General features: G+C 39.6%; 21 protein-coding genes. 8 read left to right on the forward strand and 13 right to left on the reverse strand.

Going from position 1 to position 19,520, the window contains the following annotated elements; genetic code table 11:
- Positions 1 to 130: 130 nt before the first annotated feature.
- From EV695_RS05330 to pip, 4 genes are all read right to left on the reverse strand, one after another.
- A complete protein-coding gene (locus tag EV695_RS05330) occupies positions 131 to 844 on the reverse strand; it encodes a rhodanese-like domain-containing protein (RefSeq protein WP_131904858.1) in 714 nt (237 codons plus the stop codon).
- A gap of 111 nt (positions 845 to 955) precedes the next feature.
- Entirely contained in the window at positions 956 to 1,168 is a 213-nt protein-coding gene (locus EV695_RS05335) for a hypothetical protein (RefSeq protein ID WP_131904859.1), read from the reverse strand.
- A 291-nt stretch (positions 1,169 to 1,459) separates the two neighbouring features.
- Positions 1,460 to 1,897: a D-aminoacyl-tRNA deacylase gene (gene dtd / locus EV695_RS05340; RefSeq protein ID WP_131904860.1), complete on the reverse strand. Its 438-nt coding sequence runs from the start codon at positions 1,895 to 1,897 to the stop codon at positions 1,460 to 1,462.
- Positions 1,894 to 2,847 carry a prolyl aminopeptidase gene (pip, locus tag EV695_RS05345; protein ID WP_131904861.1) on the reverse strand — a complete coding sequence of 318 codons (954 nt, stop codon included), beginning with the start codon at positions 2,845 to 2,847 and terminating at the stop codon, positions 1,894 to 1,896. The genes dtd and pip overlap by 4 nt, the downstream gene beginning before the upstream one ends.
- 36 nt (positions 2,848 to 2,883) lie before the next feature.
- On the opposite strand from pip, the gene EV695_RS05350 reads away from it, so the two are divergent.
- Complete coding sequence (locus tag EV695_RS05350; RefSeq protein ID WP_243651476.1) at positions 2,884 to 3,657, forward strand: PP-loop family protein; 774 nt, start codon at positions 2,884 to 2,886, stop codon at positions 3,655 to 3,657.
- A 40-nt stretch (positions 3,658 to 3,697) separates the two neighbouring features.
- Here the strand turns inward: EV695_RS05350 and EV695_RS05355 are convergent, their stop codons facing one another.
- The gene (locus tag EV695_RS05355; protein WP_131904862.1) at positions 3,698 to 4,306 is read right to left on the reverse strand and encodes a hypothetical protein; all 609 of its coding nucleotides are present in this window, start codon (positions 4,304 to 4,306) and stop codon (positions 3,698 to 3,700) included.
- Between the two features lie 194 nt (positions 4,307 to 4,500).
- On the opposite strand from EV695_RS05355, the gene EV695_RS05360 reads away from it, so the two are divergent.
- The 3 genes from EV695_RS05360 (at position 4,501) to EV695_RS05370 (ending at position 6,499) form a co-directional block, all read left to right on the forward strand.
- Positions 4,501 to 5,406: a 5'-3' exonuclease gene (locus EV695_RS05360; protein ID WP_207906951.1), complete on the forward strand. Its 906-nt coding sequence runs from the start codon at positions 4,501 to 4,503 to the stop codon at positions 5,404 to 5,406.
- Between the two features lie 155 nt (positions 5,407 to 5,561).
- Positions 5,562 to 5,885: a BON domain-containing protein gene (locus EV695_RS05365; protein WP_131904863.1), complete on the forward strand. Its 324-nt coding sequence runs from the start codon at positions 5,562 to 5,564 to the stop codon at positions 5,883 to 5,885.
- 293 nt (positions 5,886 to 6,178) lie between these two features.
- Positions 6,179 to 6,499 (forward strand): hypothetical protein, encoded by a 321-nt coding sequence (locus EV695_RS05370; RefSeq protein WP_131904864.1) that lies wholly within the window; start codon positions 6,179 to 6,181, stop codon positions 6,497 to 6,499.
- 88 nt (positions 6,500 to 6,587) lie between these two features.
- Here EV695_RS05370 and EV695_RS05375 read toward each other — a convergent pair whose 3' ends face one another.
- Positions 6,588 to 7,850 carry a 6-phosphofructokinase gene (locus tag EV695_RS05375; RefSeq protein WP_131904865.1) on the reverse strand — a complete coding sequence of 421 codons (1,263 nt, stop codon included), beginning with the start codon at positions 7,848 to 7,850 and terminating at the stop codon, positions 6,588 to 6,590.
- A 365-nt stretch (positions 7,851 to 8,215) separates the two neighbouring features.
- The gene (locus tag EV695_RS05380) at positions 8,216 to 8,626 is read right to left on the reverse strand and encodes a rhodanese-like domain-containing protein (RefSeq protein ID WP_243651477.1); all 411 of its coding nucleotides are present in this window, start codon (positions 8,624 to 8,626) and stop codon (positions 8,216 to 8,218) included.
- A 121-nt stretch (positions 8,627 to 8,747) separates the two neighbouring features.
- On the opposite strand from EV695_RS05380, the gene EV695_RS05385 reads away from it, so the two are divergent.
- Positions 8,748 to 10,175 carry a M48 family metalloprotease gene (locus EV695_RS05385; RefSeq protein WP_131904866.1) on the forward strand — a complete coding sequence of 476 codons (1,428 nt, stop codon included), beginning with the start codon at positions 8,748 to 8,750 and terminating at the stop codon, positions 10,173 to 10,175.
- A 171-nt stretch (positions 10,176 to 10,346) separates the two neighbouring features.
- Complete coding sequence (locus tag EV695_RS05390; protein ID WP_131904867.1) at positions 10,347 to 10,997, forward strand: protein-L-isoaspartate O-methyltransferase family protein; 651 nt, start codon at positions 10,347 to 10,349, stop codon at positions 10,995 to 10,997.
- A gap of 24 nt (positions 10,998 to 11,021) precedes the next feature.
- Here the strand turns inward: EV695_RS05390 and EV695_RS05395 are convergent, their stop codons facing one another.
- The 4 genes from EV695_RS05395 to hemC are packed head-to-tail and all read right to left on the reverse strand — an operon-like array spanning position 11,022 to position 15,228.
- A complete protein-coding gene (locus EV695_RS05395; RefSeq protein ID WP_131904868.1) occupies positions 11,022 to 12,335 on the reverse strand; it encodes a heme biosynthesis HemY N-terminal domain-containing protein in 1,314 nt (437 codons plus the stop codon).
- Positions 12,335 to 13,483 (reverse strand): uroporphyrinogen-III C-methyltransferase, encoded by a 1,149-nt coding sequence (locus EV695_RS05400; RefSeq protein WP_131904869.1) that lies wholly within the window; start codon positions 13,481 to 13,483, stop codon positions 12,335 to 12,337. Before EV695_RS05400 ends, EV695_RS05395 begins: the two co-directional genes overlap by 1 nt.
- Positions 13,480 to 14,292: a uroporphyrinogen-III synthase gene (locus EV695_RS05405; RefSeq protein WP_131904870.1), complete on the reverse strand. Its 813-nt coding sequence runs from the start codon at positions 14,290 to 14,292 to the stop codon at positions 13,480 to 13,482. Before EV695_RS05405 ends, EV695_RS05400 begins: the two co-directional genes overlap by 4 nt.
- A gap of 6 nt (positions 14,293 to 14,298) precedes the next feature.
- Complete coding sequence (gene hemC, locus EV695_RS05410) at positions 14,299 to 15,228, reverse strand: hydroxymethylbilane synthase (RefSeq protein WP_131904871.1); 930 nt, start codon at positions 15,226 to 15,228, stop codon at positions 14,299 to 14,301.
- Between the two features lie 189 nt (positions 15,229 to 15,417).
- Between hemC and EV695_RS05415 the strand changes: the two genes are divergently transcribed.
- The gene (locus EV695_RS05415; RefSeq protein ID WP_131904872.1) at positions 15,418 to 15,888 is read left to right on the forward strand and encodes a thioredoxin family protein; all 471 of its coding nucleotides are present in this window, start codon (positions 15,418 to 15,420) and stop codon (positions 15,886 to 15,888) included.
- Between the two features lie 143 nt (positions 15,889 to 16,031).
- Here EV695_RS05415 and EV695_RS05420 read toward each other — a convergent pair whose 3' ends face one another.
- Together EV695_RS05420 and EV695_RS05425 are read right to left on the reverse strand one after the other, a co-directional pair.
- Positions 16,032 to 16,775: a LytR/AlgR family response regulator transcription factor gene (locus EV695_RS05420; RefSeq protein WP_207906952.1), complete on the reverse strand. Its 744-nt coding sequence runs from the start codon at positions 16,773 to 16,775 to the stop codon at positions 16,032 to 16,034.
- Positions 16,776 to 16,777: 2 nt separating this feature from the next.
- Entirely contained in the window at positions 16,778 to 17,830 is a 1,053-nt protein-coding gene (locus EV695_RS05425) for a sensor histidine kinase (RefSeq protein WP_131904873.1), read from the reverse strand.
- 201 nt (positions 17,831 to 18,031) lie between these two features.
- Between EV695_RS05425 and argH the strand changes: the two genes are divergently transcribed.
- Entirely contained in the window at positions 18,032 to 19,468 is a 1,437-nt protein-coding gene (gene argH / locus EV695_RS05430) for an argininosuccinate lyase (RefSeq protein WP_131904874.1), read from the forward strand.
- Positions 19,469 to 19,520: the final 52 nt, after the last annotated feature.

A 19,520-nucleotide genomic window follows, 5' to 3' on the forward strand; every position in this document is an offset into this window, starting at 1 on the left:
CGTTCGCTTCTCCTATTTATTATTATGAATATAACGATAGATTTTTTAGAAGATGTTTCATAGGTGTGGTTAAAAAGGACCATAAAAAAAGGCTGACAAACGCCAGCCTTTTTTGTGAATATAACGTCTATTACTTAGCCGTTGATAATCCAAGAATTTCCCAGTCTTGCATACCTCCACGGTAGTATTTGATTCTGTCAGCTGGGTAACCGAATTTTCTTAATGCAGCGATACTTGCAGGAGACTGTCCACACCACATGCCGTTACAGAACATGACCAGTGTTTTCGCGTCGGTGAAGTCGAATACTTCAGAGGTGTCGCCGTTTGCGATGGCTTCATCAACATCAACGTCGTCTTTACCGTCTGCTAATTTAACACCAAACTGCTCAGTCATAACCTTCATAATGCCTTCGGTTGTTGCACCTTTGCTTGGTGTTAATTCAACCCAGGATACGTTTATTGCACCAGGGATAGTTCCTTTTGCAACCCAATCCGGTGTACGTGAATCAACAAGCATGATGTTCTTGTCACCTTTACTCATCTTATCTGCGTAATCGATAACTTCTACTTCACCGATAGTCTGGATGCCTTTACCCAGACTCATTGGCTGGATACAAAAAGGAGGACAAGGACGTGAAGTCTTAGCAAAAGCAGGATTAACAGTATTTGCATTATCCTGAACGCGCATAATTTTCGTTTCTTTGCCTTTATGCATCACAGTAACGCTTTCTAATTTTGGCGTAATGTTTACTGGTTTACCATGTGATGCTGCTTGAGCAGATGTTACCGCTACAGTTAAACCGGCAGTTACGAATAATGCAGTTAGGGTTTTTGATAATTTCATAAAGTTTCTCCTCCTAGGGATATCTTAAGGGCACACTATATCTAAATCGTGTTTTTATTTTAATACGTAATTATACGAAGAAAAGCATGGGTTGCTGTTCAGGGTATTGGGTTAGTCGCAGTCAGGCTCTTCGTCTTCTTCGACTTCAGTTTCTTCCTCATTATCATCTTCTTCTTTCTTGGTTTCCTCTGCAGCATCACTAGTTGCTTCAGAGGTAGCTTCAGCTTTTTTTTCTTTATCTGAGTGGCTAGCAGCGTAAGCGGGGGTAAAGGCTAGTAGCATCGATAATATAAGAAGAGATATAAGGTTTATAGTTTTAGTCATAAAAATTCTCTATGGAAAATATTTATCCAACCAATAAAAAATATCATGCCTATCGTTCAAATTCAAGCAGCCCTTGGCATACTGTAAAAATAATAAACATTAAGTATGAAAAATTATCATGATAATTGGCGGTGAAGTACAGGAGAAATTAGCCTGACATCGCTCTCGTAAAGCTTTTTTGTTGGTTATTGGATAACGCTTCTATTTGCGGTTTTATAAAAAAACGCCTCAAAGTAGGGGGGTGGCTTAAAGATTAAGCGTCTAAGTGTTTAGGTCGTTTTGATAGTTCACTTATTTCTTAAGCCAAAAAGTAACGGGGCCGTCATTGCACAAGCTGACTTTCATGTCTGCGCCAAATTGTCCCGTTTGTAGTTTGGACACTTTATTGGAAGCGATTGAAACGAAATAATCGAATAATTCATTTCCAAGTTGTGGTGGGGCTGCTGAAGCAAAGCTTGGCCTTGTGCCCTTTTGAGTATTGGCGGGTAGCGTAAATTGTGGAACCACCAACAGACTGCCAGTAATGTCTAAAAGCGAAAGATTCATCTTCCCGATTTCGTCTTCGAAAATTCTAAAATTCAGAATTTTATCTAAAAGGTTTTTAGCGTTTTCCTCAGTATCCTCTTTCTCTACACCTAAGAGAAGAAGGATACCTTGATCGATCTTGGCTATTTCTTTATCTTCAACGACAACATTTGCATGAGTAACGCGCTGGATTAAACCAATCAATTTTGAAGCAACTTTATCATGTCGTTGCCGGCTTTAATCAAGGCTGCAGTGATGCCTTGTTCGCCTGCAGAATGACCAGCACTTTGAACCACAAAAAATTCAGATTTAGGCCAGGCTTTGTGTAAATCGTAACCTTGCTTGATAGGACAAATCATGTCGTATCTACCGTGTACAATGAAGCCTGGTATATCCTGAAGGCGATCCATATTGTTCAGGATCTGGTTTTCTTCTAAAAACCCATTACTCATAAAGTAATGCGTTTCAATACGGGAGATGCCCATGGCATTTTTAGGGTCGTGGTATTTTTTGATTCCAGATGGGCTAGGTTGCAAGGTTGCTGCTCTGGCTTCCCAAAGCGACCATGCTTTGGCTGCTCCCATTTTTGCTATTTCATTATCGCCATTCAAGCGCTTGTGATACGCAAGTAAGAAGTTGTCTCTTTCTTCTTCTGGAATAGGCTCGACAAAGTCTTCCCAATAATCAGGGAAAATCTGGCTGGCACCTTCTTGATAAAACCAGCTAATTTCTTTTGGTGTACTAAAGAAAATACCCCGAAGAATCAGACCTAGAACATTTTCTGTGTGCGTTTGAGCATAAACCAAAGATAGAGTACTTCCCCACGACCCACCAGAAACGACCCACTTATCTATATTTAATTCATTACGAATTTTTTCGATATCAGAGACCAGGTCTTGAGTGGTGTTGTTATCAATCGATGCATGCGGAGTTGATCTGCCACAACCTCGCTGATCAAAAAGAATGATCCAGTATTTTTCAGGATCAAAGAATTGGCGGTGTACCTCACCACATCCTGCACCTGGGCCACCATGCAAGAAGATGACTGGAATGCCGTCAGGATTTCCGCACTCCTCTACATAGATTTTATGTTGATCTCCAACATCTAGATAAAAATGGCGGTTTTCATGGATAGGTGGGAATAGTTCACTCATTACTTAGAGATGTCCTTAACATTTAGGTGAAGTTTTATGCATAATACCGTTATGACAAAGAATCGTAAATCTATACCGAGCATTGACTTGCCTAAAAAGCTTCGAAAGAACGCGGGAAAGGCGATAGTTGACTTTGAGATGATCAAAGAAGGTGACAAAGTATTATTAGGCCTGTCTGGCGGCAAAGACTCATTGAGCTTATTGCATTTGTTACTGCATTTTCAACGACATGCGCCTATTAAATTTGATGTTGGGGCAATGACTGTTGACCCTCAATCTGGCGAGTATGACCCCTCTCCTTTGATTCCTTATTTGGAAGAAGTCGGAGTTGAATATTTCTTTAAGCAAGAGCCCATTCTGGAAATGGCAGATGATCACATGAATGGTGATTCATATTGTTCATTTTGTTCGCGAATCAAACGCGGAGTGATGTATAGCACCGCCAGAGAAAACGGATATAACGTTATTGCTTTAGGGCAACATCTGGATGATTTGGCTGAAAGCTTTTTAATGTCTGCATTTCATGGCGGTAAACTCAAAACAATGAAGGCGCATTATGTGAATGATGACGCTGACCTTAGAATCATTCGTCCTTTGGTTTATGTGCGTGAAAAAGAATTAGCGAGTTTTGCAAAAGAGCAAGAGTTACCCGTGATTATGGAAAATTGCCCAGCGTGTTTTTCTATGCCTACTCAACGAGAAAGCATGAAGCAGTTATTGGCTCAACAAGAGCAGCAAGTGGATAATTTATTTGGGACTTTATTAACGACAATGAAACCGTTAATGAGTGTGGGATTACCAAAGGTATAACTACCTTTGGTAATCCAGTATTGAATTTCTTATAAATTGCTTATTTTGATGCCATTTTAAGAGATTGAATGATTCTTTCTTTTGTTTCTCTTTTTGCTTCTGAGAACTTCTCTGCAAATAACGTCATGTAATATTTATCTTTCTTCTCTAGAGGGAAATCTAAAGTAGTGATTTCACCTTTAGGAGAAATATATTTCTTCTCGATAATGGTAAGTTCAGACTGATCTGTGCCCAGGTCTTTACGAGATACAGGTTCACCTGTTTCTACATAACCGACTGATAACAAAGCTTTGTTTATATCTTCAAAAGAAAATAGCTCTTTATTATCACTGGTTTGAACCATTACATCAGTGGTACAGCCATCTTCTTCAGGAGACACAGCAAAACTAATACCATTTACATGGACTTCATAAACACCATTGAAATCTTTTGCGGGGGCAAGTTCGGGTGCTTTATCAAGAGAGCTTTGTAATGATTCAGGAGTATCGTATTTCTTTTCACAGTATTGGTTATGAAGAGATAAAAACGTAGAAAGATGTGGCTGTGGAGCTTGTACATTTGCCGACGCAGTCTTATCACAACCATTCAATAGAATTGTTGTTAGAATTGCTGCGCTACAAAGAGCAACTATAGGTAACATTTTATTCATTGGGTTTGCCTTTTTTATTTTTATTATTTTATTTTTATTGGGTTTTAAGTAAATATATCCAATCTTATTTGTTATCACAAGATTTCCCAGACTAGCGGATTATACCGTTTGTAACTTAATTAAATGTTAACCAAAACTTTTTAATAGCCGAGCTGTAGGATTTATATGATTTTTTTAATACCCAATTGTTTGCTATGAATAAAAAGGCATGGTTAATTGATTCCAGTATCTATGTTTTTAAAGCCTGGTTCACTCGTGAAGACATTTATGATGTTAACGGTAATCCAATAAATGCCGTCATGGGTTTTATGGATTTTGTTTACAAACTATTGTCGGTTGAAAAACCACAATTAATTGGTTTCGCTTTTGATGAAAGTCTGGAAACCTCCCATCGTCGTGATATTTATCCAGAATACAAAGCAAATAGAGCAACGGCTCCGGAGTCACTCAGGTTACAGTTTCGTTTGTGTAGAGAGTTTTTACGTCATCTCGGCATTCTAGAAAAGGCTAGTCCGTTTTATGAAGCAGATGATCTGCTCGGCACATGGGGTCAGCAGTTCTATACCGATTTAATTCCCGTAAATTTTATCACCGCAGATAAGGATTTAGCGCAACTAGTAAAAGAGGATGATCACTGGTGGGAGTATTTGAGAGGTGAGATGCTCGACACTAAAAAAATCACCAAACGATTTGGTGCAAAGCCGAGTCAAATTGCCGACCAATTAGCGATAGCGGGTGATAAATCGGATAACATTCCTGGGGTGCCAGGTGTTGGCATGTCGACGGCAGGTAAATTACTAAGAAAGTTTGAAACGCTGGAAAACCTTTTGGCCAATACCAGTGAAATTTCAACCATGCAAATTCGTGGAGCCAGTCGTATCCAGCAATTAATTTCAGATCATCAGGATACGATATTACTTGCGCGTCAATTGACCGGAATTGTGTGTGATATTGAAGCAGTGAAATCCAAAGATTTCGAAATATCAGCTATGAATAACGATGCTTTTGGGGCGTTTTGTGATCAGTTAAATGTCTCCGAAGAAAATCAGCATAGATGGTTAAAACTACACCATGATCTTTTGCAAAATGCAGATAAATAACCCGTTTTTAATTGGGTTGCTTAAAAACTATCCGGTATTTGCCTGACTTATTTCCACTAATCCCTATTCTCCCCCCTGTTATCTTATCCCTTCGAACTTTTTCTTTAGTTGTTGTTAAATTTCCAGCTTCTACATAAAACAAACGGTTACTTGAAATGCTGGCAGAGGGTGAAACATCAAAGAGTCCATTAACTCTGCTTCTATTAATAGGAATATTGGTCATTGCTACGCTAGTGGTTATATCCAACTATTTTTTGCGACCCGGATTGGAATTAAGCATCAAAGATGAGGTTCATGGTGGCCTTATTGATAGTGGTATAAAAACGGTCAAAGTAAGTGTTGAAGGCAGAAATGTATTACTGGAAGGGTTTATTCCAACCCATGAAGATAGAAAGAGAGCCGAAAATATCGTGAATAACATCAGCGGTATTAGTCAGGTAAAGAGCCAGCTTGTGGTTAAAAACCAAACAAACGACTAAAAACTATACAGATTCTCTGATAAACAAGCAGCTAGTACTGATGAACAGAGACACATATTTTACGTTTCGTTGCTAAACTAATAGTGATGGAAATATAAATAAAGATTTATGCAGGAAACATTATTACAAAAAAAGATAAGACTAATTTAACGTTTGTTACGTTGGTCGAAGAGCAAACAATCAAGCAAGGATTGCTGGTTGTTTATAACTGAGAGACATGCGCAGTACTGCGTAAGGTAAATTAACGATGAATCAAGGGTTAGATGCATCGTTATTAATCAAGGATGATATTTATGACATACTTTTTATTTCAGATAGCACTTATTAGTACGGTTGCTATTGTTACTGGTTCACTAATAGGTTGGTGGTTGCATCATTTCTACGGACAGAACAGACAACAAGAGTCAGATAAAGATTTAACATTGGTAAAAGACTATTTAGGGGAATCTATTAAAGAAAACGCACGGTTAAAATTACAGTTAAAACAAATGGAAGAGAAGCTGGAAAAATTATCCTACGAAGAAGTGCCTAAAATTAGTGGTGTAGATTTCGAAGCTTATAAAGCGTTTGAAAACACAGTAAAAGAAGCTAATTTACAAAAGTATTTAAATTAAAAAAACATCAATCAATAAACATCAAATAATGTATTTCCAATAAAAAAGCCCCGCATTGCAGGGCTTTTTTATTGTCAGAAACGAAATATTATTTCATCTTAAATTCAGATAATTTCTTTTCAACCAGTTCTTTTTTTAATGTGACATAGTTCGGCATACCATTTTTATAAGGTGGGTAAGATTCACCTTCAATCAATGGCAGTAAATATTCACGACAAGCCGCTGTGATACCGAAACCATCTTCACTGATGTAATCCATTGGCATCATTTTTTCTACATTTGCAATATCAGCTAAATTTCCTGAACCAATTTCCCATTTATATGGATTGTTAGAAGTGCGAATAATTGCAGGCATCACAGAATTTTTTCCTGCTACTGCCATTTCAACAGCAGCTTCGCCTAATGCATACGCTTGTTCAACATCAGACTGTGATGCTAAATGACGTGCTGCACGTTGTAAGTAATCGGCTACAGCCCAATGGAATTTGTATCCAAGTGCTTCTTTGATCATATTCGCCACGACAGGTGCCGCGCCACCCAGTTGCGCATGGCCAAAATCATCCCGCGTTCCTTGTTCTGCTAAAAATCTTCCATCAGGCCAAGCGGTTCCTTCGGAAACCACAATGCTGCAATAGCCATGACTTTTTACTTTTGAATCAACTAACGCCAGGAATTTTTCTTGATTAAATTCGATTTCGGGGAATAACACGATCACAGGAATATCGTTATCTTCATCAGCCGCTAATGCGCCAGCAGCAGCGATCCAGCCAGCATGTCTGCCCATGACTTCAAGAACAAAAACTTTCGTAGAGGTTTCGGCCATAGAAGCTACATCGTAACTGGCTTCACGTGTTGAAACGGCAATGTATTTAGCTACAGAACCAAATCCAGGGCAGTTATCTGTCACTGGTAAGTCATTATCTACTGTTTTAGGCACATGAATCGCCTGAATTGGGTAACCCATTTTTTCTGACAATTGAGAAACTTTTAGACAGGTGTCTGCTGAATCTCCACCACCGTTGTAAAAGAAATAGCCAATATTGTGCGCTTTAAAAACTTCGATCAGACGATCGTATTCCACTTTGTTTTCTTCAAGACTTTTCATTTTATAGCGACAAGAGCCAAATGCGCCAGAAGGCGTGTGCAGTAGTCCTGCGATATCTTCGTCGGATTCTTTGCTTGTATCAATCAGGTTTTCGGTGAGAGCGCCTATGATGCCGTTTTTGCCAGCGTAGACAGTACCAATTTTATCACTGTGTTTTTTTGCAGTTTGAATGACGCCACAAGCCGAGGCGTTAATGACTGAGGTGACTCCACCCGATTGTGCATAAAAGGCATTTTTTACCGACATACTCTCTCCTGACGATTATTTATGTTTAGGTTATTAATTAGTTATTCCTGTTCTGCGCGATATTTAATTAGAGTCAGGATTTTATTATTATTGTTCACAAGATACATTAAAGTATTACTCACTTAATTAGAATATATCTCAATATTTGAGGTACTTGCGGTTCTAAAAGCACAGGATAATACGTGACTCCAGTGAATAAATCATTAATTGCGCGCGAATTAGTATTATAAGTAGATGACAGGAATGTCTTTTTGTCTAAAAATGTGAAGAACGACTAGCCAGTTATTATCACAAATGACTGGCTATTAATTTTTAAGATAATAGAAAAAAGTGCCCCAAAGTAGGGGGGTGACTTTTAAATATAATTAACCGTTTGCCTGCATTTCATCGGGCTTAATAACTTCGTTCCCTGATTGATACCAAGAGATAATCCCACCGCGAAGGTTTAATGCTTCAATGCCTGTATTTTCAGCAACATATAGACATGCCTGAGCAGATCTCGCGCCACTGCGGCAATAAAAAACGATCGTTTTATCTTTTGGCAAATCGTGCATTTTTACCGGTATCGTATGCAGTGGAGCAAACTCTCCTCCCCTGATGATGCCTTGTGCAAACTCAGCTTGTGAACGGACGTCATAAAGACAAATGTCTTCACCATTATCCATCATCTCTTTTAGGGCAGTTGCATCAATTTCTTTTACAGACATCATTATCGGAACACCAATATAAGCTAATACTAATTTACTTATATTACATTTGCCCTGTTTATTAGTCAAGATCATTGTCTTGGATGGCAAAGCTTTTATGACAGTTATTCCGCAGATATAGAAGATATTGATAGCGCTTTTTAATCAAATCCTTAACGGAACTATCTAACTACGCTACTATCATAAAAGTATGAATAAACTAAATACATTGCTGCTTTCTGTGTTGTTGTCCACGCCTTTATTGCTGAGCTCATCTGTAAAGGCCGATTTGAATTTGGAATTGCCTGATTTCAACTTGCCACAACTTGGTGGTCATACAGGCAGTATTGCAGCATCAATTAAGGAGAGAGAAACGGGACTGGATGTACTGCGTAGCTTAAGAGCGCGTGGACTTCTCATCGAAGATCCTGAAGTGAATTTATGGATTCGCTCACTGGGTAATCGTTTAACAGCGCGTGCGCCAAGCTCTCCAAACCCATTCTATTTTGTTGTCGCCAGAGATACTGCTATTAATGCATTCGCTACATTGGGCGGTGTCATTGTAATAAATTCAGGTTTAATTCTGAATACCAGCTCAGAAAGCGAATTAGCAGCAGTGTTATCTCATGAAATTGCGCATGTTACTCAACGACATATTCCGCGAATGATTGAAAAAGCTAAGAATAATAAATTTGCTACCGGAGCCGCTTTATTGGCCGGTGTGATTGCCGCGACTAAAGATAGTCAGGCAGGTGGTGCAATCATAAATGCAACTCTTGCAACTACAGCACATCAACAATTGGCATTCGGTCGTGAAGCAGAGGCTGAAGCTGATCGTGTGGGATTAAGAATACTGGCAAGTGCGGGCTTAAACCCACAAGGGATGCCTAAATTTTTGCAAAAATTAGAGGAATATGGCGACAGTAAAACCGCGGAGATCAGAGAGTTTTTACAGAATCATCCGCTTACCATAAAACGCGTGAGCGATACTTCCTTTAGAGCGAGCCAGTTTGGTGTGTTTAAAGGTAAAGAAAATATAAGTTATCAATATATGCGAGAGAAAGTGAGATCGCTTGCTAATACTACCTCGCGTGCGCCAGTTTCTGTTTCTGCGCAGATTAAAAACTATTCGAATATTCTGCTTCTCAGAAAACAGGGTGCTTTCCAGCAAGCCTATAATCTCGCAGAAAAACAACTCTCAACGAAAAATATTTCTGAAGCTGCTTTATATGCTGAGTTAGCGATAAAACAGAGACAATACAATAAAGCTATTTCTATACTTTTGCCGCTATCTAAAATCTATCCAGGCAATGAAGTCATCGCCATTCCGCTATCACAGGCATATATTTCTTTAGGTCAGATAGGACCAGCGTGGAAAATTATTCGAGAAATACATACCACCGAACAAACGAGTCTTGAGTTTTTTGAAGTACTGCAAGAATTGTCGAGACTGCGTGGTAATAGCTCTTATGCCTACCGTGCAGTGGCTGAACGCAATATACGCACGAGTCATTATCAGTCTGCCAGAATTCAACTGACCAAGGCGATGAGACTGCCTGGTTCTAACGTCAATGAATTGCAGGAAATGCGCCAAATGCTTGATCAGATTAAGCATAAAAAACTTAAAAAAGGTAACTGAAAAAAACGGCTATAAGTAGGGGGGTGTATTTCATTAAATATACTCTAGTAACAACCTCTAGATTTTATTAACGGCTGCCTTTTCGGCTCAACCTTTTAATTACTTGCAATTAATCAGCCGTACCTTAAGATAAATCTAGGTCTTTTATTTCTATAAATTCAGGGTTATCGCATGGATATGGAACAAGCACGTTTCAATATGATCGAGCAGCAAATACGTACATGGGAAGTTTTAGACGATACGGTGTTGCAGACGATGGGTAGTGTGCCTCGTGAAATTTTTGTCCCTGAGTCTTTAAAATCCTTGGCTTATGCCGATATCGAAGTGCCTCTGGGAAATGACGAAGCGATGATGTTCCCGCGCGTAGAAGGTCGTATGCTTCAAGAACTAGAAATTAACATTGATGATAACTGTTTAGAAATAGGGACAGGCAGTGGTTATGTAACGGCATGTATGGCGAATATGTCGAATCACGTACATAGCATTGATATATACGAAGAATTTCTGCTTTCGGCTGAGAAAAATTTGGCTGAAGTGAATGTGGCTAATGTCGAATTAGAGCAGAAAGATGCGTTTTTTGATTGGGGAGCTGGTAGAAAGTACGACGTTATCGCGATAACAGGCTCAATTCCTGAGTATCTGCCAATGTTTGAAAATTTATTAGAGCCAGAAGGGCGTTTATTCGTTGTTGTGGGAAGTAAGCAGGTAGCGCATGCAATGAAAATTGTAAAAATGGATGATGATTTCATCCGCTCTAGCTTATTCGAAACCGAACTCAAGCCTCTTGTTGGTAAAGAGGCTAAACCTACGTTTCATTTTTAAACAGACTTCTCTTGATACAAAAAACTACAAAGGATAAGTATCGTTTTCGTCAGTCTCCGGGACAATAGAAAGCTTAGGATTATCAGTTATGCGTTGTCGGGGATGTTTATGATTTGCGTGCTGTTTGAGGGTTAAAATCTCCCCTTTCTTATGAATGCTGTAATTAAGGCCCATTTTGTAACAGGTCTGTGCATTGTCATCTTCATTAAGCTCTTCTAATAGTCCTGCAAGTTCCAGATACACCGCTGCAGATGGCGAGAAATTAAGACTGGTATTGTAGAACGTCTTACTCTTACCCCAGAGTTGGTATTTTCTATTGAGGCGAGCCAAGGCAAGTAGCAACATAGGGCTTCTTTCATTGCCCTCTAACCACTTTTCGGCCTGTTTGATAGCATCACCTAAAACGGGGTGATCAATTAATCCGTATCGTTCTACGAGCTTTTCATCAAACGTTTTATTGAGTTGCGAAATTAATAATTTATTACTCGTATTTTCATCGCCAGCATCTGTCAACGCCTCGCAGTATAATAAAACTGCTTGCGGGTTTTCTCTTAGATTAGCAGGCAACTTTTTCCATAATGCGTTAAGACTTGTAATATCCTTTTTGTGTGAAAGAGTATGAAAAATACCCGACAACGCTGTCGTTTGGTATTTCTTATGATCTTTCTCTTTAATCAAAGACAGTTTTTCAAGGTCTGGTAATAACTCAAACAAGTTGGCCCAATCTTCCTGTTGATAGTAGACCTTTGCTAATAACTTAATCGCATAAGGGTGCTTTGGAGAAACTTCCAGCAAATGGATCAACGTCGCTCTGGATTGCTCCAGTTGATCACTATTAAATTGCATTTCTGCCTGCGAAACTGATACCGCAATCTGGGCGTCATCGCCTTGTTCGCTGGCTACTTTCAAATAACGATCTCTTCTGTCATAAGCACCTTGCATGTGCGCCGCTCTTGCGGCAGCAAGATAGTTCAGTAATGGTGCTTCAGAATGATCAACATTATTCAATAAAGTATCTTCAGACTCAGACCAGTGCCCTTCAGTGAAAGATACAAGACCTTTAGTGAGTTCCTGATTTGCTTTGGCGGCTAACTTTGCTGCTTTTCTTTGCTTTAGGCGCTTACTTAATCCGAATAGAAATTTGGATATTGAAAACAGAAAATATAAACCAATCAGCCCGATAATACTTGCGATGAGTAGCGTCGTACTCGTCAAACTTACGCTGATAGGATTTTTGTCCCACTGATAATTGATAGTGACATCAGATGAATGTTGGACTGCAAATATACCCAACCAAAATGCAGCAACAATTAAAAAGAAGAACAGTATATATTTCATTATTCAGTGCCTTTTTTAGCAGTTTCGGTTGGCTCACTGTCTTTCGTTGATTGTGTTTCAACCATCAGTTTTTCGAGTAGCTTTAATGAAGATGAAATGTCAGGGACGACCGGTGCTAAATTAACAGTCGATAATGTATCGAGTTGTTTATTGAAGGCAATGGCGTCCGCCTCAGAATAGTATTTTTCTAATAAGGTTTTGATTCTGGCAATTTGCTTATGGAAATTCTCATCATCGCCTTGAAGTAACATAATGCGCAGTGTTTCAAGTCGTAAAGAGAATAACTGAAACAGATTTTCTTTGGCATCTGCATTCATCTCTTCTTGTAGAGGTTTATCAAACTTCTTGATGATTACGGCGTTATTAATAGTGTTTTTAACTCTGGAAACAATGGACGGTTTTTCTTTCTTTTTTGTGATGTCTGTCGTCGTGTCTTCATTATTGTCATTTGATAGCAACTCAACTTTTTCACCGGTCTCGATCGCTTTATTTTCAGCCGGTTTCAGTTGAAGCATTAAGGCATCAATTTTTTGTGAAAGCGCGCTAATGTCTGCTATTTCGAATTGATTCACCGTCGCAATGTCGTTACTGATTTGTTTACGCACTGGCAACAAATCAATTGAGCCACGTTCTAATAACAAATTATCTGCCAGTTTGAGTGCGGCTATTGCCCCGGACTTATCCTTTTTCAGTTCAAAGTTCTGTACAGCGGTTTGTAGCAGAAAATGTACTTCGCCTAATGACCAGTCATTTATCGTCGGCGTTTGTACTTTTAAGGGTGCTTGTTGTTTAGTAAGTTGTTCAACTTGAACATAAACAGTTTCGGCGATGTGTTGCGTACTATCCTGAATACTACGAAGTTCGTGCATCGCTTCGTTTAGATGTGTTTTATTTTCTTTGATGTTTTCGTTGATTTCTTGTTGTAACAATTCCACTTTGGATTTTTGGGCAAAATCAGGCATATCACCGCGAATTTCTTCAATCTGTTTTAAGCTTAGTTTTGCTTTATCGTGAATTCGTAGCCAGTTTTTATAGCCTGCAGCAATTCCCACCGCAGTAAAAAAGAGGGCTAGCCATGCTAAAAACTGAGTAAACCGAGTTCGTCGATTGATTTTTTTTAGTAGTTTTATTTGGTCTTCGTTGTTCATAATTTATTATCAATCGTTAACTCTTTTAAGAGTGTGTCATCATTCGGGTCTTCGGCAAAAATCACTTTGCCTTTAAAACTATCGGGTATATGTGATTTCAATCTTTCACTACCAAGCAGTAATGTCACTGAATTCATCCAGTTGTTTTCGTTACTTTTGTTGTTACTGTTTGCTACAGCAGTCTCAGAATGTTTATCGGCCAGCTCAAAGAAATGATCAATACTGAAACCGCTCGTGAGAATGATTATATCAAGCTCTTGGCGTTGTTGGTGATTTTTCAGAAGCGCTAAATTATGCTGTGGACACGTTCTGCGATAAACATTAATACTATCAACGTCACCCCCCCACTTTAGAAGGCTTTTTTGAAGTAGGTCTCTGCCACCTTCTCCTTTAATCAGCGCTATTTTTTTACCCGGTATAAATTGTTGGAAAGCATCTAGTGCGAGTAATGCTTCGCTGTTAAAAAAACGCTCGGGGCAAAAGTCACTATCAAGACCATGTTTTTTTAGAGCTAACCCGGTTTTTTTACCGACACATGCAAGCTTCAGCTTTTTTAAAGTGCTTACATCAACCTTATCCAAGGTGCGCTCAACAGCATTGGTGCTAATAAATATAGCCAGATCATACTGTTCCAGTGCTGATAGTTGATGCTCGACATCTTCATAATTTTCAGGAGCATCTATTTCGAGTAATGGAAAGTTGATAACAGTAGCGCCGGCATCTCTTAATTTTTCAGTTAGTGGCTGAGCTTGATGCGCAGCTCTGGTATTGACTATCCATTTGTTTTTTAACGGCAGAGAAGCTTCCATTTTCGACTAGGTATCTATACCAAGCTGTTTCAATATCTCATCACCGCCTTGAGCGAGTAAGTCTTCTGCGACTGCAATACCGAGACTTTCTGGATCAGCTTGAGGTCCCGTTTTTTCACAACGGTATATTTTTGACCCATCCGGGAATCCGATCAATCCACTTAAGTGAATATCGTTACCTTGCAAGGTAGCAAAGCCGCCAATCGGTGCCTGACAGCCACCGTTTAAGCGTGTATTTAGCGCTCTCTCTGCATAGACGCGGGTAGCAGTTTTGTCGTCATGGAGGGGCGCGAGCAGGGCATTCACTTCTTCGTCATCACTACGACATTCTATGCCTACAGCTCCTTGTCCAGCGGCTGGTAAGCTTTGCTCTACAGAAATTCCGTGTTTGATTCGGTCTTCAAAGCCTAAACGAATCAGTCCGGCAGAAGCGAGGATGATTGCATCGTAGTCGCCGTTATCCAGCTTTGCCAAACGCGAATTCACATTACCACGTAAGTTAAGAATTTTGATATCAGGTCTTTTCTCGACGAGTTGCGTCTGGCGCCTTAGACTGCAAGTACCCACTTTTGCGTATTGTGGTAACTCATCTAAAGACGATACAGTATTAGAGACGAAAGCATCAGTTGGATCTTCACGTTGCATAATGACGGAGAGATGTAAGCCATCAGGTAATTGCATGGGAACATCTTTCATTGAATGTACGGCGATATCTGCGCGACCTTCAAGCATGCCGGTTTCAAGTTCTTTTACGAACAGGCCTTTGCCACCAATTTTGGCCAAGGGTGTGTCTAAGATGATATCTCCCTGAGTGGTCATGGTGACTAACTGGACCTCTAAATCAGGGTGATGGAGTTTTAATTGTCGTGCAACTTCCTCAGCTTGCCATAAGGCGAGTGGGCTTTTTCTGGTTGCTATGCGTATCGTTTTCGTCATAAATTTATTCTGTTGTGTGCACTGAAAACGTAAATAATACGTAATGAATGTGCAATAAAACCGTTAGATAAGAGTCGAATGAGACTGTGTGTTATAAAGCTTGCATCTGGCTCAAACAGGATAACGTAAAAAAGTTATGTTATCCCTCCGAACTTTACGTGAATTAGTCTTTAGAGGCAAAAACCCTCCATGAAATTCTTTACATATTTTCTACTTTTATTGATCTCCGTTAACAGTAGTGCATCAAATGACAGTGTTGTCATTGAAGAAAATGATTTCCAGCAACTTGCTCAACAAATGAAGCAAGAAAATCGTGGTCTGGTTTTAATGCTACATGCGGAATACTGTAGTTATTGTAAACAAATGGACGAAGAGATTTTATCGCCGATGGTACTCAGCGGCGAATACGATAAACGTATTTTTATCAGGAAGTTACAGATTGACGATGTCAGAGATGTGGTTGATTTTTCAGGTAAGACAGTAGAGCCTGCCGATATCTCGGGTGAATATCATGCGATGTTAACGCCTACCCTGGTGTTTTTAGACTATCAAGGTAAAGAAGTCGTTAAGCAAATGATGGGAATTAATACCATCGAATTATTCGGTGCCTATCTGGATCGAGAGATAGACAATATGATGGATAAATTGACTAAAGATTGAGAAGATCAAGCTAGTCTAAACCAGATCAAATAAATACCAAAAAGAAACGGCCCAATAAATTGAGCCGTTAGCGGATAAACGTTTTTGTTAAAAAGTCATTAACTAAAGATAATTATTAACTAACAAAAATCCGTTTAATCGTATTAACGATTTCGTACAAAGCGACGAATTTCCGCCACGTGACGACGACTTACTTCTAGTTGATCGTCAATCTTCTCAATTTTCACTTGTACTCGACCGATATTATTCTTAGCTAAGCCAGTAATACGGCTTTTAGCTACTAATGCATTTCTGTGAATACGAATAAACTTATCCGCTAAATCCGTTTCCAAAGATTTAAGTGATTCTTCAATGATCACTTCTCCCTGCTTGTGTCTTACCGTTACATATTTTTGATCAGCCTGGAAATAATAAACATCTTCAATGGGAATCAGTTCCAGATTACCGCGCATTCTTGCGCAAATGTGTTTGCGTCCTGCACCTGTTACTTCGTTGTCATCCAGTACTTTAGATCGCTGTGCACGGTTAAGTGAGCGGGCCTGTTGTAGACTTTTTAATAGTTGTTCTTGTCTTATTGGTTTCATGAGGTACCCTGTTGCTTTGGTTGAAAAGGCTTCTAATGCATACTCCCCATATGCAGTAGTAAAGATTACGGCTGGTGGATTTGGCATGCCTGATAAGTGTTTTGCTACTTCTAACCCATCCATCACAGGCATAGAAATATCGAGTAATATCAAATCGGGCTGATGGCGCTCAACCATCATTAATGCTTCGGCTCCGTTTTCTGCCTCTGCACAAATTTTGTATTCAGAATTTTCCTGAAGTAAGCTTTGTATTCTTTGTCGAGCTAGTTCTTCATCGTCAACGACTAGGATATTCATTGTCATTATTATGTCTCCTTCGGTATAGAAAATGAGACGCGGTATTGGTGTTCGCTTTTTGTTATTTTTAGATTAGCGCGATCACCGTATGCGAGTCTCAGACGATTCTTTAGGTTTTCTTGGGCGATGTGGTTGCCCTTTTGGTGTGAATTGGTTCCTACTGGTGGCACAGGATTCGTTACAACAACATCTAAACGAGGTCCTGCATCATATAAACTGATTCCTAAAGTGCCGCCGTCTTTACAAGGTTGAATGCCATGGTAGATAGCGTTTTCAACTAAAGGTTGTAATAACAGAGGCGGAATTTCCATATTAAAAGGAAGCGTTTGACGATCCATATCCCAAACGATGTTTAATCTGCGTTTTCCTAATCGTAAACCTTCCATACGTAAATAACGTAAAGTCACATCAAGCTCTTCGCCTAGTGAAATACGGTTTCGGGTATCGAGGGTCGATCGGAAAATATCAGCGAGGTCTAACAAAGCATCTTCAGCCTTGTTTTGGTCAACTTGAATCAGTTGAGCAATGCTGTTTAAACTATTAAAGAGAAAGTGAGGACGCATTCTAGATTGAAGTGCATCGTATTTAGCGCCTGAATCAGCACTCAAAAGCTCAGCTCTTTGGCTATGCACATAAAAATAATGCAACGTCATAAGACTAATAACCAGTGCTACAAATACATTTCTAAGAATAAAAGGCGTATCCCAAAAGTACATCACGCCAACTTTCTGGTAACTATCCATCATAATGGCAAGAACAGAAGCTCCAATGGTAAATGCAACTACGATTCCACTTACTGCTGCCGCAAATTTAATAACAGGTAATCGTTTGATTTTATTGGATAAAAGACAGATCGTTAATGTCGAGCTTAAAGCAACCCATTGCACAAACAAAGAAGTTAAACCTAAACGTAAAATCGATGCCTGATAAGTCGCAGAAGAACTGGTTAACGCTAACACCAAAGCCAACACTTCAGCACCAACCATAACGCGAAGCACTGCCTGTGGCGTGCAAAGCTCTGGTAGGAAACCGATAGAGTTTTCAGTGGTGGTTATATTCATTTATTATTATTAACTTATTTATTGGATCTAAGGTTTACAGGCTTTGCTATAATGCGTAGCTTGATATAAATACCTTAAATCTTATTTTTATTTAAAGTAGCGTAAACGCTACGACTATCATTTTTTTTATTATATTCGTCGCTTTTTTTGTAGCGTTCGTCATATTGTATGTAAACCTTACTGACTGGAAACTGAACAACCATGCCTGATAGCAAAAATTCTTCAAATGATAACCAAAATAGCCTTAATCCCGAAAAGAGCGGTACTGCGGACAAGCTTTGGGGCGGACGTTTTACTGAATCTACCGATGCGTTTGTAGAAGCATTTACCGCATCAATTAATTTTGATCAACGTTTATACAAGCACGATATCGCAGGTTCAAAAGCACATTCGCAAATGCTGAATAAAGTAGGCATCCTGACTGATGAAGAAATGAATGATATCCATCAAGGTCTGGCTGAGATTCAGGCAGATATTGAATCAGGCAATCTGGAATGGTCAATACAGTTAGAAGATATTCACATGAATATCGAAGCACGTCTGACTGACAAGATTGGCATTACGGGTAAAAAATTACACACTGGACGTTCAAGAAACGACCAAATTGCTACAGACATTCGTCTTTGGTTACGTGAAGAAATCGATGCAATTTCAGCTGAATTAAAACGCTTACAAAGTGGTTTATTAAAAGTAGCCGAGCAAGAGGCAGAAACGATTCTACCTGGCTTCACTCATTTACAAGTCGCACAACCGATTACCTTTGGCCACCACATGCTTGCATGGTACGAAATGCTGGTTAGAGATTTCGAACGTCTGCAAGATTGCCGCAAGCGCGTAAATATCATGCCATTAGGTTCTGCAGCATTGGCAGGTACCACTTACCCAATCGACAGAGCTTACACTGCAGAGCTATTAGGTTTTGATAGACCTTGTAACAACTCGCTAGATGGCGTGAGCGATCGTGACTTCGCCATTGAGTTTGTCTCAGCCGCGTCTTTAATCATGATGCACCTATCACGTTTCTCAGAAGAATTAGTGCTGTGGACATCAGCGCAGTTTAACTTTATTAATCTGCCAGACCGTTTTTGTACCGGCTCATCCATCATGCCGCAAAAGAAAAATCCAGACGTGCCTGAGCTAGTACGTGGTAAAAGTGGCAGAGTATTCGGTAGTTTATTCTCACTGCTGACATTAATGAAAAGTCAGCCACTGGCATACAATAAAGACAACCAGGAAGATAAAGAACCACTTTTTGATACGGTTGATACCTTATTAGGTAGCTTGCGTGCGTTTGCCGATATGGTGCCAAATATCACTACTAATAAAGACGCCATGCGTGCAGCAGCGATGCAAGGCTTCTCAACCGCGACTGACTTAGCTGATTACCTCGTAGGTAAAGACATGCCATTCCGTGATGCGCATGAAGTGGTAGGTAGTGCGGTTGCTTACGGTGTGGAAACAGGCAAAGACCTAAGTGAAATGAGTCTTGAAGAATTACAGAAATTCTCAACCATCATCGATCAGGATGTATTTGAAGTATTAACGCTAGAAGGTTCGGTAGCAGCGCGTAATCACTTAGGCGGAACTGCACCAGAGCAAGTTAAAGCGAGAGTAGCTGAAGCCAAGAAGAATGGATAAATTGAGCTATATCGTTGCAGCGGTATTATTGATAGCTACCTTTACTATTAGT

It is taken from the genome of Cocleimonas flava, from assembly GCF_004339015.1.
Lineage (GTDB): Bacteria > Pseudomonadota > Gammaproteobacteria > Thiotrichales > Thiotrichaceae > Cocleimonas > Cocleimonas flava.

What these genes read in the sequence shown, in the direction of transcription:
- EV695_RS05330 (WP_131904858.1), bottom strand. Translation starts at nt 844, where the DNA reads ATGAAATTATCAAAAACCCTAACTGCATTATTCGTAACTGCCGGTTTA.
- EV695_RS05335 (WP_131904859.1), bottom strand. Translation starts at nt 1,168, where the DNA reads ATGACTAAAACTATAAACCTTATATCTCTTCTTATATTATCGATGCTA.
- pip (WP_131904861.1), bottom strand. Translation starts at nt 2,847, where the DNA reads ATGAGTGAACTATTCCCACCTATCCATGAAAACCGCCATTTTTATCTA.
- EV695_RS05350 (WP_243651476.1), top strand. Translation starts at nt 2,884, where the DNA reads ATGCATAATACCGTTATGACAAAGAATCGTAAATCTATACCGAGCATT.
- EV695_RS05355 (WP_131904862.1), bottom strand. Translation starts at nt 4,306, where the DNA reads ATGAATAAAATGTTACCTATAGTTGCTCTTTGTAGCGCAGCAATTCTA.
- EV695_RS05360 (WP_207906951.1), top strand. Translation starts at nt 4,501, where the DNA reads ATGAATAAAAAGGCATGGTTAATTGATTCCAGTATCTATGTTTTTAAA.
- EV695_RS05365 (WP_131904863.1), top strand. Translation starts at nt 5,562, where the DNA reads ATGCTGGCAGAGGGTGAAACATCAAAGAGTCCATTAACTCTGCTTCTA.
- EV695_RS05370 (WP_131904864.1), top strand. Translation starts at nt 6,179, where the DNA reads ATGACATACTTTTTATTTCAGATAGCACTTATTAGTACGGTTGCTATT.
- EV695_RS05375 (WP_131904865.1), bottom strand. Translation starts at nt 7,850, where the DNA reads ATGTCGGTAAAAAATGCCTTTTATGCACAATCGGGTGGAGTCACCTCA.
- EV695_RS05385 (WP_131904866.1), top strand. Translation starts at nt 8,748, where the DNA reads ATGAATAAACTAAATACATTGCTGCTTTCTGTGTTGTTGTCCACGCCT.
- EV695_RS05390 (WP_131904867.1), top strand. Translation starts at nt 10,347, where the DNA reads ATGGATATGGAACAAGCACGTTTCAATATGATCGAGCAGCAAATACGT.
- EV695_RS05395 (WP_131904868.1), bottom strand. Translation starts at nt 12,335, where the DNA reads ATGAAATATATACTGTTCTTCTTTTTAATTGTTGCTGCATTTTGGTTG.
- EV695_RS05400 (WP_131904869.1), bottom strand. Translation starts at nt 13,483, where the DNA reads ATGAACAACGAAGACCAAATAAAACTACTAAAAAAAATCAATCGACGA.
- EV695_RS05405 (WP_131904870.1), bottom strand. Translation starts at nt 14,292, where the DNA reads ATGGAAGCTTCTCTGCCGTTAAAAAACAAATGGATAGTCAATACCAGA.
- hemC (WP_131904871.1), bottom strand. Translation starts at nt 15,228, where the DNA reads ATGACGAAAACGATACGCATAGCAACCAGAAAAAGCCCACTCGCCTTA.
- EV695_RS05415 (WP_131904872.1), top strand. Translation starts at nt 15,418, where the DNA reads ATGAAATTCTTTACATATTTTCTACTTTTATTGATCTCCGTTAACAGT.
- EV695_RS05420 (WP_207906952.1), bottom strand. Translation starts at nt 16,775, where the DNA reads ATGACAATGAATATCCTAGTCGTTGACGATGAAGAACTAGCTCGACAA.
- EV695_RS05425 (WP_131904873.1), bottom strand. Translation starts at nt 17,830, where the DNA reads ATGAATATAACCACCACTGAAAACTCTATCGGTTTCCTACCAGAGCTT.
- argH (WP_131904874.1), top strand. Translation starts at nt 18,032, where the DNA reads ATGCCTGATAGCAAAAATTCTTCAAATGATAACCAAAATAGCCTTAAT.